The organism is Paenibacillus kribbensis, assembly GCF_001705305.1.
In the GTDB taxonomy this organism is placed as follows: Bacteria; Bacillota; Bacilli; order Paenibacillales; family Paenibacillaceae; genus Paenibacillus; species Paenibacillus kribbensis_B.
The window spans coordinates 477,080-492,251 of sequence record NZ_MCBP01000002.1; the positions used below are offsets into that span (position 1 = coordinate 477,080).

Annotated in this window: 11 protein-coding genes; 6 read left to right on the forward strand and 5 right to left on the reverse strand. The window is 45.9% G+C overall.

Annotated features, from left to right (window positions below; all coding sequences use genetic code 11):
- The first annotated feature begins 186 nt into the window (after positions 1 to 186).
- The 3 genes from papA to BAZ21_RS05365 all read left to right on the forward strand — a co-directional run bounded on the left by papA (position 187) and on the right by BAZ21_RS05365 (position 3,666).
- Positions 187 to 336, forward strand: a complete 150-nt coding sequence (gene papA / locus BAZ21_RS30185) for a freyrasin family ranthipeptide (protein ID WP_176718101.1) — start codon at positions 187 to 189, stop codon at positions 334 to 336.
- Positions 337 to 427: 91 nt separating this feature from the next.
- Entirely contained in the window at positions 428 to 1,831 is a 1,404-nt protein-coding gene (gene papB, locus BAZ21_RS05360) for a PapB family radical SAM/SPASM ranthipeptide maturase (protein ID WP_068497786.1), read from the forward strand.
- Between the two features lie 104 nt (positions 1,832 to 1,935).
- Complete coding sequence (locus tag BAZ21_RS05365) at positions 1,936 to 3,666, forward strand: ABC transporter ATP-binding protein (protein WP_068497788.1); 1,731 nt, start codon at positions 1,936 to 1,938, stop codon at positions 3,664 to 3,666.
- 146 nt (positions 3,667 to 3,812) lie between these two features.
- Here the strand turns inward: BAZ21_RS05365 and BAZ21_RS05370 are convergent, their stop codons facing one another.
- From BAZ21_RS05370 to BAZ21_RS05385, 4 genes are all read right to left on the reverse strand, one after another.
- A complete protein-coding gene (locus BAZ21_RS05370) occupies positions 3,813 to 4,841 on the reverse strand; it encodes an NADH:flavin oxidoreductase/NADH oxidase (protein ID WP_176718102.1) in 1,029 nt (342 codons plus the stop codon).
- Between the two features lie 280 nt (positions 4,842 to 5,121).
- The gene (locus BAZ21_RS05375; protein ID WP_068497792.1) at positions 5,122 to 6,426 is read right to left on the reverse strand and encodes an ABC transporter substrate-binding protein; all 1,305 of its coding nucleotides are present in this window, start codon (positions 6,424 to 6,426) and stop codon (positions 5,122 to 5,124) included.
- Between the two features lie 106 nt (positions 6,427 to 6,532).
- Positions 6,533 to 8,179 carry a response regulator gene (locus BAZ21_RS05380; protein WP_068497795.1) on the reverse strand — a complete coding sequence of 549 codons (1,647 nt, stop codon included), beginning with the start codon at positions 8,177 to 8,179 and terminating at the stop codon, positions 6,533 to 6,535.
- Complete coding sequence (locus BAZ21_RS05385; protein ID WP_068497797.1) at positions 8,172 to 10,031, reverse strand: cache domain-containing sensor histidine kinase; 1,860 nt, start codon at positions 10,029 to 10,031, stop codon at positions 8,172 to 8,174. Before BAZ21_RS05385 ends, BAZ21_RS05380 begins: the two co-directional genes overlap by 8 nt.
- Before the next feature lie 121 nt (positions 10,032 to 10,152).
- On the opposite strand from BAZ21_RS05385, the gene BAZ21_RS05390 reads away from it, so the two are divergent.
- Together BAZ21_RS05390 and BAZ21_RS05395 are read left to right on the forward strand one after the other, a co-directional pair.
- Complete coding sequence (locus BAZ21_RS05390; RefSeq protein ID WP_084011510.1) at positions 10,153 to 11,049, forward strand: carbohydrate ABC transporter permease; 897 nt, start codon at positions 10,153 to 10,155, stop codon at positions 11,047 to 11,049.
- Positions 11,049 to 11,879, forward strand: coding sequence for a carbohydrate ABC transporter permease (locus BAZ21_RS05395; RefSeq protein ID WP_068497799.1), 831 nt, complete (start codon positions 11,049 to 11,051; stop codon positions 11,877 to 11,879). The genes BAZ21_RS05390 and BAZ21_RS05395 overlap by 1 nt, the downstream gene beginning before the upstream one ends.
- Before the next feature lie 106 nt (positions 11,880 to 11,985).
- On the opposite strand, the gene BAZ21_RS05400 is transcribed toward BAZ21_RS05395, so the two are convergent.
- On the reverse strand, positions 11,986 to 13,674 hold the full coding sequence (locus BAZ21_RS05400) for a methyl-accepting chemotaxis protein (protein WP_068497800.1): 1,689 nt from the start codon (positions 13,672 to 13,674) through the stop codon (positions 11,986 to 11,988).
- Positions 13,675 to 13,958: 284 nt separating this feature from the next.
- Here BAZ21_RS05400 and BAZ21_RS05405 point away from each other — a divergent pair, with 284 nt between their 5' ends.
- Positions 13,959 to 15,161 carry a GTP-binding protein gene (locus BAZ21_RS05405; RefSeq protein WP_084011511.1) on the forward strand — a complete coding sequence of 401 codons (1,203 nt, stop codon included), beginning with the start codon at positions 13,959 to 13,961 and terminating at the stop codon, positions 15,159 to 15,161.
- The last annotated feature ends 11 nt before the right edge of the window (positions 15,162 to 15,172 follow it).

Below are 15,172 nucleotides of genomic sequence, written 5' to 3' on the forward strand. Positions count from 1 at the left end.
TGGTATTTTATATCTTGAAGGTTTTTAAAGATGTGATATAAGCCACTCAAATACAAATAAAATAATACAAAAAATAATAATATTATACAAAATTTTGTAACACATATTTTACCTTTTTAGTTGTATGATTTCTATATACCTTACATATCCATACACCGCATAGCTTAATAAAAGGAGGTGAAGAACATGCTAAAACAAATCAACGTTATCTCTGGTGTTAAAGAACCCATTCTTGCGTACGGATGTCCAAGAAATGATGATTGCTATTATTGCGATCTCAAAGATTACTGCCGTTCATGTGATGCAATGGATTTCTGTATTTCCAGTGATACCTAGTATTTATCCATATCTAAATAACGGGATTAATTTTATTTAATCCCGTTCCCTCTTTTTAAACCATCCTAATAATAAAAGCGAGGTATTTGAAATGGCTAATCTGATTCAAGATAAAAAAGATGAAATCATTCACTTTCACCCTTATAAATTGTTTGAAGTCAACTCAAAAACCTACTTTTATAATGTCGTAACGAATGCCATATTTGAGATTGATTCATTGATTATTGATATTCTACATAGTAAGGGAAAAATCGAAGAACATGTTGTTAAGGAATTGTCCAAACACTATGAGCTATCACAAGTTAGGGAAGCCATACAAAACATGAAGGAAGCTTATATTATTACCACTGACACCAACATAGCAGAAGTTGAAAAAATTGGTGTGCTTGATAACTCGCAAAAAGTCTTCAAATTATCCTCTCTGACCTTATTTATGGTGCAAGAATGCAACCTTAGATGTACATACTGTTATGGAGAAGAGGGGGAATATAACCAGAAAGGAAAAATGACCTCTGAAATCGCTAAAACTGCTGTAGATTTCCTGATTAAACAATCGGGAGAGCTAGAGCGATTAAACATCACTTTTTTCGGTGGAGAACCCTTATTAAATTTTCCTCTCATACAAGAAACGGTGCAGTATGTTCATGAGCAATCCAAAATTCATAATAAGAAATTCTCTTTTTCAATAACTACGAATGGTACTCTCATCACTCCTAAAATCAAAGACTTTTTTTACAATCATCATTTTAGTGTACAAACCAGTATAGATGGTGATGAGAAAACACATAATTTCAATCGTTTTTTCAAAGGTGGACAAGGGTCTTATGATTTATTATTGAAGCGTACAGAAGGAATGAGAAAGGATCATGCAATAGGCGCGCGTGGTACAGTAACTCCCGCAGAACTTCACCTCTATAAATCTTTTAATCATTTAGTACAATTGGGCTTTAGAAACATATACTTATCTCCAGCGCTCTATTCCTTATCAGACGAGCATTACAATACTTTATCCAAAGAAATGATTAAACTTGTGGATCAATTCCATGAGTTACTGGAAAACGAAGACTATGCTACAGCAAAAAAAATGTCCAATGTCCTTGGATTGCTTAATAAAATCCATTCCGGGGGTCCTAGAATTCACTTTTGCGGTGCAGGTACAAATGCTGCCGCTGTCGATGTTAGAGGAAACCTGTTTCCTTGCCACCGTTTTGTAGGCGAAGATGAATGCTCCATTGGCAACCTGTTTGATGAGGATCAATTGAGCAGACAGTATGATTTTATAAAAAACTCAACGGTAAGAAATAGAACGACCTGTTCAGGTTGTTGGGCCAAAAATCTTTGTGGTGGAGGTTGTCACCAAGAGAACTTTGCAGAGAATGGAAATGTCAATCAACCCGTAAGTAAACTTTGCAAAGTAACTAAAAGTTTCATTAACGCTACTATAAACTTGTATCTCCAACTTACTCAGGAACAAAAAAGCATTCTTATGGGTTAGTAATGATCTTTCGGCATTGTACACTCTGCCACTTCTTATGTATTTATCAATCAATGCCGATCCAACCATTCTATCCCCTATCCTCAATGATGGAGGACCTAATTATGTTCCAACTAATCAAAAGGTATATTAAGCCTTTATTACCATTGCAAGCTACCGTTCTATGTATCATTATTGCCAATACACTGTTTATGATCTACCAACCTATTTTAATGCAAAGGCTAGTAGATTCTTATAACGTTAAAACACTATCTGTTAAAGATATCAGCTATTTTGGTATTCTTTTTTTATCATTACTGATTGGCGGAGGATTGACAGCAGCGCTTAGAGATTCAATTATTTTTAGAATTCGTAATTTATTGCAGTTTCGATTAAGAAATGATATTTACCATCAGAATCTTAGTTTACGAAGCCATCAGCCTACCGGGAAAATTATTTCTTTAATTTATAATGATGTCGAGGCGCTTACAGGATTGTTAAATCAAGCATTTATAGCCATGTTTACAGATTGTTTAACGATTATCGCAACTGTTGTTGTTCTTTATTTTATGAATTGGAAGTTAGCTACAGTCTCTTTGATTTTCATACCTATTTACTTTTTCTTATACTACAATTCGAAGAAAAAAGTCTATCAGTTAAATGTTGCTGCAAAAAAACAATACGAAAATGTGACAGAAACCCTTCAATTAGGATTAAAACAAAAATGGACCTCAATTAGATTTAACCGCCAAAAGTTAAGTAGTGCCTTATTTTGCAGAGAACAAATTCTTCTGGTTCGTATTTTGAAAAGACTTTTTGCTCGTGAGCTTTCACTAAGTATAATCAGTAACTTCTTAAGTGGGTTTTTCCCTGTACTTTTACTAGTCATTGGAGGCTTCTTATTAATTAAAGGAGAGATTACCTTAGGCACACTCGTCGCCTTTAGTACATATATAGTCAAGCTGTTACAACCGGTATCACGCCTATCCCAGCTAAACGTAGGTGTACAATCAGCGGTAGCTTCAGCGGAAAGGATTCTTAACTTTTTCAATTTAAATGACGTTTGGAACGGCAATAATCTTTGGGGCTGTATGGAAAATGAAATACATGTAAAAAACGTATCATTTTCTTACAACAATCTTACTCCTGTTCTTGATGACATCTCTTTTAAAATCAAAAAAAATCAAATGTTAGGTATCGTAGGAGAAAGCGGATCTGGTAAAACGACTATTGTGAAACTTCTAACCGGGGAAATTATTCCGACTCAGGGTGAGATCATCTATGGGGATAAGAGATTAGACGATTTGAATAAAAATTCCTTCTATAAAAATATAGCGGTAGTCACACAAGAAGAATTATTAACAACGGGAACAATATTCGACAACATTGCTTTTGGAAATAAAAATGCTACTTTAGATGAAGTTATTGATATTTCAAAGAAGGTAGGGCTACATGACTATATCTCATCACTTCCCAAAAAATATGATACTTACATCGTTTCCGAAAAATATGACCTATCTGTAGGTCAGAAACAACGTCTTGCTATAGCAAGGGCATTGCTTCATAATGCACCCGTGCTCATTTTTGATGAGCTGACCTCTGCACTTGACGCTGAAACTGAATCTCTAATTCTGCATCTTTTAAATGAGCTTAAAGGTAAGCGAACCATCATCATTATTGCTCATAAATTCCAAACAGTCATTCATGCGGATCATATATTAGTTGTTCAAAATGGTCAAATTATAGAACAGGGTAGCCATGCTGATCTAATATCGTATAGCAGCATTTATTCTAACTCTTATATGAAGCAAAAAGATTTTCTACTAAATGAAGTACAGGAGGCTTCCTACAAATAGGAAACTGTTTTGTATAAACTGCCCAGTTCCGTTATCTGCAGAAGAAATACCAGAGGCAATCTTGAGCAAACAAATCAAGGCACCTGACGAAGCGTACACTTCGTTGCGGTGCCTGTTTATATAAACAACGTGGAGATACTTAGGCCTCAGTAGCCACGTTGATATTGTTCAGGTATGGAAGGCTTCTCGCCGCGCAGCGTGACTGCTGCATGCGTGCCCCAATAAGGATCGCGCAGTAATCCACGTCCTATAGCGACCAGATCGGCATCCTCGTTGCCGATAACAGACTGCGCCAAGGCTGGGTCATCCAGTGCGCCGACAGCGATCACCGGAATGCTCAGTGCCTCGCGAATTTGGCGCGCGAACGGCACTTGATAACCCGGATAGTTGCCCGGCTTTCTTGTTCCGGCCGGACCTTCCCCGCCCGAGCTGACATGAACGACATCTACGCCAGCAGCCTGATAAGCACGGCTCAGCTCGATGGCATGATCCACATCGTATCCGCCGTCCACGTATTCCACGGCGCTGATGCGGAAGATCAACGGCATGCCCGCAGGCATTTCCTTGCGTACAGCCTGAATCACTTCAACACCAAAGCGGGATAAATCCTGACCGTATACGTCATCCCGCTTGTTCGTAAGCGGTGAATGAAATTGGTGAATCAAATAACCGTGTGCGCCATGAAGCTCAATCGTGTCCACGCCCGCTTGCACCGCACGCCGGGCGGCATCTGCGAATTTTTGCACCATGCCCTGCACTTCTTCCGTGGTGAGTGCGCGTGGCTGTTTATAACCCGCATCCGGGTAGGCAATGGCGGAAGGAGCCACTGGCACTGCCGCATCCTCAGCTTTACGGCCTGCATGAGCAATTTGGATGCCTACCTTGGCGCCGTGCCCATGAATGCCATCAATCAGCTTCTTAAAAGCAGGAATATGTTCATCTGACCAGAGTCCCAAATCATAGTCCGTGATTCGTCCATCCGGCTCTACATCTGTCATTTCTATAATAATTAAGCCCGTGCCTCCGATAGCCCGACTCAGGTAGTGAACATGATGCCAATCATTCGGAATCCCGTCCTTGGCTGTCACCGAGTACTGGCACATCGGGGCCATGACTACACGATTTTTTAATTCCAAATCCTTGAGTTTATACGGTGTAAACAACGAATTCGTCAAAACGTTCATCCTCTCTTTTCTAATCTTTACTACCAAAATCGGCACAGCCCAAACGGAACAAAGAGATTCCCCAACCGGAGTATCCCTCGTGTTTGCACCGTGCAGTCATTATGTATGTTGTATGTCGTAGATATATTGCACACAATCTATTATCCACAACCCAATAACTTTTTGCAAGTAAATATTTAAATATTATTAGATATTTTTTTGTCAACACTCCTTCAAAAGCCCCTCCATAGCACAAAAAGACGCCCTTACGGACGTCTCTGAAAAATCAGCCTTATTGTGACGAGCCTAATTGTACCCATGCTTTCTCAATCTCTGCAACCGCCTGATCCTTGTTCATGTTGCCACTGATATAAGCCTGCATCAGTTCACCAAACTTTTGGTGGAACGTATCCAGCGAGTAGTTGACAGACAGATCACCGGATTTCGATGTTTTCAAAATACTTTCCATTTCCTTAGGCATCTCCAGGTCAGGAAGCGGCGCATCCTTAATTGGAGGAATCACTTTCGCTACTTGGGAGAACCAGTTCTTACCGTATTCCGAGGTGTACAGCCAGTTGAAAAATTCAATCGTTTCCTTGGCTACTTCGGAATCCTTGTTAATACGCAGCGCCTGATCTGCCCCGGTAATGATGACCGATTGCTCGGCTTTGTCACTTACCGGATATCCCATGATGCCAATCTTGAGATCGGGATTAATCTTTTTGATCGCTTCCTCATCCCACGCGCCTTTACCCGTCATGAACGCAGCTTTGCCGGATGCAAAATCACTCACTTCCGCATTGCTGTCCCGTTCCAGCGGCTTATCTGTGCCATGCTTCACCGTCAAATCAATGAAGCTGAAGAAGTTGTTGTACAGCACCGGGTAGTCCTTGATTTTGGCTTTGCCTGCAATAAAATCACTAACGAGCTGCTTCGGCTCTACGCCCGCATCCTGCGCGGCGGCATCTACATAGTGCTGGAAGATGTGCTTCCATACCCACCATTCTTTATATGCGTTGGCAAATGGAGTAATGCCTTTCGCCTCAAGCTTGGTGACTGCGTCCTGCATCTCCGCAATCGTCTTAGGCGGTGAGGTTACTCCGGCCTTGGCAAGCAAATCCTTGTTGTAAATCAGCGTAAACAAGTTCCCCTTCACTGGTAATCCCAGCACTTTGCCGTCGCTGGAACTCATATTCGCCCGAACTGCATCTGTCATGGCTGCTGCCAGCGGTTCATTGGTCAGATCGGCGCTATAATCAGCATACGTATCAATATCGCCTCCTGCCGTCGTTTGGAATACATCCGGTGTACTGCCTGAGGCAATTTTCGACTTGAGAATCGTGTTATAGTCTGCCTGCATGATTTCCAGATTAATCTTTACGTTAGGCTTGACCTTCTTATACTCCTCAATATACGCGTTAAAAGCATCCGTATACTCCGGTGAGGCTGTGAACATATTGATTGTAACCGGTTTCAATTCTTCGTTGCCGCCAGCCTTCCCTTTCGCCGCGTCTGAGTCACCGCTGCTTCCGCATCCGCTCAACAAACCGACCGTCAATAGCAAACTGCCGGACAACGCCATCATCTTCTTTAACATGGATACTCCCCCATTTGTTTGTGATCAACGTTCATGGGCTCATTCTAAAAAATATAGTCCGATTTAAAAAGGCAGATAAGTGAAGCATTAAGGGTAAAAAAGTAGTTTATTGCAGGCTCACACGATACTCGGACGGTGAAACCTGATAATAATTGCGAAAAGCCTTGCTGAAGTAGTTTTTATCCTTGTAGCCAAGCATATCGGAAATCTCCTGAATTTTCAGACTGGAATCGCTCAGCAGTTCCTTCGCCTTGTCCATGCGAACCTTCTGCACATATTCGTGAATACCGTAACCAAACTGCTGCTTGAACAGCTTCATCAGATACTCCCGGCTCAAGAAATAAGTCTCGGCAAAAAATGAAATCTTAATATCTTCAAAATAGTAACGGTCGATATGCTTTTTGATATCCGATATGTCAAAGGGCTGGTTCCCCGCCTGGGCATGCTGAACCCCGGCAATGTAAAGCTCCAGCATTCGGGTCAGCCTGTGTCCGTAGTCGGCAAAGCTTGTAAAATCAGCAGACAGCTCGCCTTCACTCCCCCGTTCACTTTCCTCCAAAGCGCCCTTTTGACTAGACGCCGATACAGATGCGCCCAATTCAACCGCTGCTTCTCTCAGCAAGAAATGAAACTCCCTGATCAGCCGATCCGCGTCCTGCAAGCGGAAAACAGAGCCGGATGCCAATGGCTTCAGCAGATCGTTTAGCAGTACTTTTGCCCGGTTCGCCTGGCCTGTCTGGGCGTCCTTTTGGATCAGCAGCAGCCGATCCGTCCACTGCACTTCCTCTGATTTTATCGTTTGCCGAGGCGCCGTATGAAGGATGGATGCCCCTTCCAGCTTCAACACATCCGTGCTGTAAATAAGCGCCTTCGCATCCGCGTAAGCAGACGCCAGCTCCATTACATCTGTGCAAGGCTGGCCTACCCCGGCGGCCACCACCATGCCGAACAGCCCATGCAGGTTCGCCACCGCCTTCTGTGTCACCTGTGCCAGCAGAAAAGCCATATGTTCTTCCTGACCCGGAGCCAGGGTACAGACGGAGACGACTTCACGCTCCCGTCTTGGGTGAGGGAAGCTAAAGCAGTTCAATCGCTCGTCCGATGTCTGAGCCAGCACATTCGTTACGGCAAAGTCCATCAGCTCGGTATCGCCATGAAAACGTGTCCTGCGAACCTCATCCCTGTTCAGCAGCCGCAGCACGCTCACTCCAAAGCGATTCCCCGGCTGATCCGCCCCGATCAAGGGGAGCAGCGTCGTATTCGCCTGTCTTTTAAAGCTGCCATCCAAAATGGACAAATACAGCTTCTCCTTCAGCTTGGGCAGCGACATATTCAGCGTAATGTTCTGGCTGATGAACTCGTTTTCGCTCTGCTTCCGGCTTTCGAGGATGTCCACGGCCTTGCGTAATGCCTGGTTCAGATCCTGTCGATGGATAGGCTTGAGCAAATAGTCCACCACCCGGGACTGTATCGCCTGCCGTGTATATTCGAAATCGTTGTAGCCGCTAATGACAATCGTCAGCAGATGGGGGTACGCCTTTTCGATAGCACGAAGAAACTCGATACCGTTCAGTTCCGGCATTTTCATATCCACCATGACCACATCTATGTTGTGCTGACTCAGCATCTCCAGTCCAAGCCTTCCGTTCGTCGCCTCATAGATATGCTCGATGCCGAGATGGTCCCAATCCCCGACAATACGAATGGCTTCGCGCAACGGCTCCTCATCGTCAATAATCAGTACGTTATACATGACTACTACCTCCCTGGGGGATGCGCATTTTGATTTCCGTTCCCGTTTCATCTGCAAGTATGAATAATCCGGCCTGATCTCCATATAAAAGCTTTAACCGTGTATTCAGATTCTTCAAGCCGATGTGCTCGCTCTCCCGTTCTTCCCATTTTTCATGGAACGAATCCAGCACCTGTCTCAGCTTGTCCTCCGAGATCCCCGGTCCGTTATCCCTGACCGTAATGGTGGCATCTGTAGCACCGGATTCGGCTGAAATCACAATTAGAATATCGCTCGATACTTTTTCCAGTGCATGCTTGATGGAGTTTTCCACCAACGTCTGTACGGATAATCTCGGAATCCGCAGGTCCATCAGCGTTTCCTCCCACACCAGCTCCAACCGCAGCCTCGTCCCGAATCTTGCTTTTTGCAGGCCCATATACCGTTCAATATGCTTGAGCTCTTCGCGGGCAGCCACGATATCCTTGCCGTTGATCGAATATCGCAACGTTTGGGCCAAGGCATCCACCATATCGGCCATGTCGAACATCTCCCGTTTTAATGCCTGTGTAGAGATGGCTTGCAGGGCATTATACAGAAAATGAGGATTAATTTCAGCCTCCAGCGCCTTGAGTATGGCATTTTTTTCGACCAGCTTCATTCGATAGCGCTCATTAATTAATTCTTCGGTTCTTTGGACCATTTCGTTAAAATGCAGTGACAAATACGCAATCTCGTCATGTCCCTTCACAGGAGCCGCTGCGCCAAAATCTCCGGTGCTAAACCGCTTCATCTGGGTGGACAGCTTATGTAAAGGCCGGGTAATGGCGTTCGAGGTCAGCGTTACCAAAATAATAGACACGCCTAAAAATAAAGCCCCGATCACGTAGCTCCAATTGCGCGTCGTCGTAGCCGCCTCATAAATTTGGCGGTAAGGAATAGGCTTGATCAGCTGCCAGCCTTCCTTTTCGCCAGCATCATAAACAATCAGATACTCCTGATTGCTGCTGCGATCTGACCACGTTACCCGTCCGCTTCCTCCCTTGCCGATCTGTGCCAACACCCCCGAATCCCGTATGCGCTCATACAGCGGAAAGCTGTCCACATAAAAGGGAACCCGTTCGGGGCTTATCAGCAACAGGTGATCTCCTTTGCCCAGTGGGATGTTCTTCATAATATCGTCGACGGCGCTCGTATTGTAATAAAAGGACAATACCGCCTGCGGGTGACGGGATGCAATCGACCTTAGCACTCGATGATATGCCATAAAGCTGGCCTGTGGTGCCACATAGCCCATATCGGAACGGGACTCCACAAAAGATTGAAACGATTCGTTGGTCGTGCTCGCCATCGCCTCTTGATACCAGGGAAGCTTGGGAATATCCGTGTTTATTCCTTTGCGTACCGTAATGTTATACGTCTCCCTGGTAACCACATAGTATTGATGGCGGTCCGCCACATACAGATAGATGGCCTCCAGATCATTACGCGAATAAAACATGCTGCGCAAGTAATTTTCAATGACCATGCGCGAAGCATAGTCATTATTCTCATTGACGATTGCGTTCATGATATCGTTATAACGAAGCTGCGGAAGAGCCAGCTGCTGCATCCCCTCCAGGTAATCCTCCAAATTTTGATTGACCAGCAGCAGATTATTGGTCGTGCTGGCGATGCTATGGTTGACCGACTCCTTTTCAATCATCTGGTAGGAAATAATCGTGAGCGAACCCACCACCAGAATGATCACCGAGGTAAAAAGCAGTATGAGCTTGTTCACTAATTTCTGCGTAATTCGCCTCCATATGGATCGAAGAAGCGCGCCTGCCCGCTCTGATATCATGATCACCGCCCCTTTTGAAAGCGTACACATTTTTACCCTCAACTGTTTTCTTAAATCCATTGGTCCGGCCGAGGGGCTATCCTATACTTTCATTATATCTCAAACGGCTTGGAGCGAAAGATCGGAAAATGTTGAGAAAAAGAGGTGCATTATGCTGAAAAAAAGGGGAATTCGGGGCGACAAGGGTAGCAAATTGGAATTCGGTTTATTCACACTGCCCGTAATCTTGTGCATTACGATTGCATTTTATATTCCGTTTTTGATGACGATACGCTATTCCCTGACCAAGTGGAACGGCATTGCCAAACATCCGAAATTTGTAGGTCTGGATAACTTCAAGCAAATCCTGCTCGGAGACGCCAACTTTGCACATGCAGCCTGGTTTACCGTCAAATATGCCATTCTGTACATTGTGCTGGTGAACGTGCTGGCTATTTTGCTGGCGCTCGTCCTCGACATGAAGCTGAAAAGCTCGGCCTGGCTGCGGGCGGCTTTCTTTATCCCTTATATTCTCAGCCTCGTGATCGTGGGATTTATATGGAAATTCATTTTCATGCAAGGCTTTGAATCACTGGGGCACAGTACGGGCTGGGGCATCTTCCAGCTAAGCTGGCTGGGTGAGGAAGGGCTCGCGTTTGTTTCCATTTTGGCGGTATCCATTTGGCAATCGATTGGCTTTTACATGGTGATTTACATTGCAGGCCTGCAATCCGTACCCGATGATTTGAAGGAAGCTGCCATTGTAGACGGAGCAGGGCCGATTCGGAGGTTTTTCAGTATTATTTTACCGTTGCTCGCACCTTCCATTACCATCTCGGTCTTCATGGCATTGACCAATTCGATCAAGGTGTTCGACGTCATTTTATCTCTGACTGGCGGTGGGCCGGGAGGTACGACCTACAGTATTGCCTATGATATTTATCGGGACACGTTCCAGAACAATCTATACGGCTACGGAACAGCCAAAGCTTTGATTTTATTCGTCGCCGTGCTGGTCATTACAATCATTCAATTGTCTATTTTCAAACGCAGGGAGGTTGAAGCCTGATGCAACGCAGCCGTACGGGACGTATTTTGCTGGAAGCAGGCATGATCATATTATCGCTGTTATTTCTGTACCCGCTGTTTCTCGCCATTAACAATTCGTTCAAAAGCTTCGCTGAGGTCATGACCGACGTCATTGCGCTGCCCAAGCAGTTTTCACTGGATAACTACGTATATGTATGGCAGTTTATTAACTACCCACGCTTGTTTCTGAACAACACAATCATTACGGTGGTTGGGCTGGCAGGTATCGTGCTGATATCCTCCATCGCCGCCTACAAGCTGGCACGAACCAAAAGCAAATGGAGCTCCGTGATTTATATGCTGTGCATCATGCCGATGCTGATTCCGTTTCAGTCCATCATGCTAACCGTCCTGCGGCTGGCAAAAGACCTGAATCTGGCGGACAGCACTTGGGGGCTTGGGCTATTGTACTGGGGCTTTGGCGCACCGCTGGCCGTATTTATTTATCACGGCTTCGTGAAAGGTATTCCTGCCGAGATTGACGAAAGCGCCAAGATCGACGGAGCCTCGGGCTTCCGGCTTTTCTTTTCCGTGATTTTCCCCTTGCTGAAATCGGTCACCGCCACCATCGTTATTATCGACGTGATGTGGATCTGGAATGATTTCCTGCTGCCCCTGCTCATGGTTAACGGCTCGCCTAGCACCAAAACGCTTACGTTGGCAGCTTATACCTTCGTCGGGCAGTACACGTCAGACTGGCAGTATGCCATGACCGCCATGGTAATGGCCGTGCTGCCTTCCATTATTGTATTTATCTTTCTGCAAAAATACATTGTCAAAGGCGTTGTTGCCGGAGCTGTAAAGGGCTGAGACAGCTATTATGAATATAAAGTTGAAAAAAGAGGACTTGCGTGTAATTAATGCAAGTCCTCTTGGCCTTATCATAATCGAGCCTGTGCATCTGTACAGCACGGCACTAAGCCTTAAACCGCCCCAATGCCTGGAGCATCTCTTCTGTTGTCCGCTGTAAATCGGTAGAGCAGGTATTCAGACGATGAATCTCTTCCATCTGACCGGAAGCTGCAACCGATACCTGCTGTGAGCCGCTGCTCGTCCTGCGGGCAATGGCAATAACTTCAGCAGCGGAAGCCGTAATCTGTTGCATGCCCGCCGACATCTGCTCTGCGGTTGCCGCCATGCTCTCGATTCGCTCCGCAATATGCGTGCTTCTCTCTACGATATGATCGAAGCTGTCATGTGTCTCGTTCATAAGCCGCTGCCCGTTGTTCACATGGGCTACCACATGTCCAATCGCCTCTGCCGTACGCTGCACATCTCCATTAATGTTCTGGATCAGCTGTGCTACCTGGCGGGAAGCTATTCCAGATTGGTCTGCCAGCTTGCGCACCTCGGACGCTACAACCTCGAATCCCCGACCCTGCTCGCCTGCGCGAGCGGCTTCAATCGAGGCGTTCAGCGCCAGCAGGCCTGTCTGTTCGGATATTCCCTGAATGGCCTGCATGATTCCGGTAATCTCCCCAGACTGACGATGCAATGCTTGAATCAGAGCATCCGTAAGCTGAATGGACGAATGCAGCTCATTCATCTGCTCCATCGTGAGGCGGGCCTTTTCCGCTCCAGCCTCTGCCTGCTGCTTGGAATCAATGGCAGCTTCCGCAACCTCCGAGGCATGCTCCGCAACATTCTGAATGCCATGAGCCATCTCTTCCATCGCTGTTTGGTTTTCCAAGACACTTCGGGTCTGCGATTCGGCTCCGCCTGCAACCTGCCGGATGGTATCAGCAATGCCATTGGCCTCTCTGGTTGTCGCCTCGGCAATGACGGCAAGCTGCCGCGTTGAATCGGCTACCGCTCCGCATGTATGCACGCCCTCGGAGATCAAAGTGCTTAGATTTTCACGCATTTCATTGTAGTTGATGCTCAGCCGTCCTAGTTCGTCGCCGCTTGGGTCATGCAGAACAGAAGTAAAATCCCCCTGACCTGCCCTGGCAAGCGCTTGGCCCACCCGCCCCAGTCTTCGATTCACCCTGCTCATGTACCAGAGAATCACGATCAGCGAGACCGCAATTGCAATCACAACGACGATCATAAACTGACGGATAAATCCGCTAATGATCCCATCTATAATCGACTGTGATGCACCTACGTACAGAATACCGATCACGGCCCCCTCTGCACTGCGGATGGGTGCGTACGCAGCTTGATAGGTTTTGCCGACAACCACCGCTTGCCCATAATAGGGCTGGCCCTGCTGTAGAACAACGGCAGCCACCTTCTCCGATACCTTCGTGCCTACTGCACGTTTGCCATCCAGCATCACATTCGTCGCTACCCTTTGCTCCCCTTGAAAGAAGGTCACCGTATCGCCTGTGGTCCCACCAATCTCATCGACGATTTCTTCATTATTGTTAATCAGCTTGCTTCCCTTATATAATTGCCCGTCCTTAATCTGCCATGCTCCACTATACTTGTAGTCCACCAGTCGAGTAGCCATATTCAAGTCTCTTTTTGCCTTTTCTGTAGCGAAAGCCTCGATCCCCTCCTCCATCCGACTGGTAACCACATAAGCAATTACAACAGATAACACCATTAAAATGCCGATTACCATACCACTAATTTTAGTGCCTATGCCTATTGTCCGCATGTACTTGATACGTCCTCTCTGATCTGCGCCATGCCGCCCCGCCCAGTGCAATTTGTAGTTGAATCTGTTTCATCATGGATACTTACTTTATCGTACAAATTACTTCAAATTTTAATTATTTATTGATTTGAAAATCATTAGTCTCCCTTTCCTTGACATTTTCTCTCATTAATGATTTACTGTTTTTATTATTCGTAATTATTACGATTAAATAATTCGAACAAGAGATCTACTGCAACATATTCAGCATTTCATAAACACTTTCGAAGGGATGAGTGATTACGTTGGCAAACACGATGGAATCGGAAAAGAAAATACCGGTTACGGTACTAAGCGGGTACCTCGGCTCCGGCAAAACCACGCTGCTCAACCATGTACTGAACAACCGCGAAGGCTTGCGTGTAGCTGTCATTGTCAATGACATGAGTGAGGTAAATATCGATGCCGATCTCGTTCGTGACGGTGGAGGATTATCGCGCGTAGATGAGAAACTGGTGGAAATGTCCAACGGCTGCATCTGCTGTACGTTGCGGGAGGATTTATTAAAGGAAGTGGAGCGACTGGCGCTCGACAAAAAGTTTGACTACATCCTTATTGAATCCACGGGTATAGGCGAGCCGATTCCGGTTGCCCAGACGTTCAGCTATGTAGATGAAGAAAACGGCATAGATCTGACCAAGCTGACGCGACTGGATACTATGGTTACCGTCGTGAATGCGCCGGAATTTTGGAAGGACTTCTATTCGAGAGACTCGCTCAAGGATCGTGGGCAGGAAGTGGCGATGGAGGATGCACGCGGCATCGTTGATCTGCTGATAGAGCAGGTGGAATTTTGTGACGTGCTGATCATTAACAAATGCGATCTGGTATCCCCGGAGGAGCTGGAACGACTGGAAAAAGCGCTGCGCGGCATTCAACCGAACGCCAAAATCATTCGTTCCGAATATGGTAAAGTTGATCCAAAGGAGATTTTGAACACGCATCGCTTCAACTTTGAAGCAGCCAGTCAAGCGGCAGGCTGGATACAGGAAATGAACAAAGATGAGCACATACCGGAGACAGAGGAATACGGCATTGCTTCGTTTGTGTACAAGCGCAAGATTCCATTTCACCCCGAACGCTTGCTGAAATGGCTGGCAAAATGGCCTGCTGAGGTTGTCCGCTCCAAGGGGTTGGTGTGGTTCGCCACGCAAAACCGTACTGCTTTTACATTCAGTCAGGCGGGCAGCTCCAAGCAATTCGCGCGCGCAGGGCTGTGGGTATCTGCCTTGACCGAAGAAGAACGGCAATACTATCTCGGCGAGGATTTTGAAAAGACACCTGACTGGGATGAACAATATGGCGACCGGGTTACCAAGCTTGTATTCATCGGTATCGATATGAACCGGGAAGAGATTGAACGCACATTGGATGAGGCGCTGCTGACTCCTGAAGAGATGGAACAGGACTGGAGCAAGCTGCCTGACCCTTTTACGAAAAAAATATAATACGAACACGA

Excerpts from the sequence above, each read along its gene's own strand:
- papA (WP_176718101.1), top strand. The coding sequence starts at position 187 with ATGCTAAAACAAATCAACGTTATCTCTGGTGTTAAAGAACCCATTCTT.
- papB (WP_068497786.1), top strand. The coding sequence starts at position 428 with ATGGCTAATCTGATTCAAGATAAAAAAGATGAAATCATTCACTTTCAC.
- BAZ21_RS05365 (WP_068497788.1), top strand. The coding sequence starts at position 1,936 with ATGTTCCAACTAATCAAAAGGTATATTAAGCCTTTATTACCATTGCAA.
- BAZ21_RS05375 (WP_068497792.1), bottom strand. The coding sequence starts at position 6,426 with ATGTTAAAGAAGATGATGGCGTTGTCCGGCAGTTTGCTATTGACGGTC.
- BAZ21_RS05380 (WP_068497795.1), bottom strand. The coding sequence starts at position 8,179 with ATGTATAACGTACTGATTATTGACGATGAGGAGCCGTTGCGCGAAGCC.
- BAZ21_RS05385 (WP_068497797.1), bottom strand. The coding sequence starts at position 10,031 with ATGTGTACGCTTTCAAAAGGGGCGGTGATCATGATATCAGAGCGGGCA.
- BAZ21_RS05390 (WP_084011510.1), top strand. The coding sequence starts at position 10,153 with ATGCTGAAAAAAAGGGGAATTCGGGGCGACAAGGGTAGCAAATTGGAA.
- BAZ21_RS05395 (WP_068497799.1), top strand. The coding sequence starts at position 11,049 with ATGCAACGCAGCCGTACGGGACGTATTTTGCTGGAAGCAGGCATGATC.
- BAZ21_RS05400 (WP_068497800.1), bottom strand. The coding sequence starts at position 13,674 with ATGCGGACAATAGGCATAGGCACTAAAATTAGTGGTATGGTAATCGGC.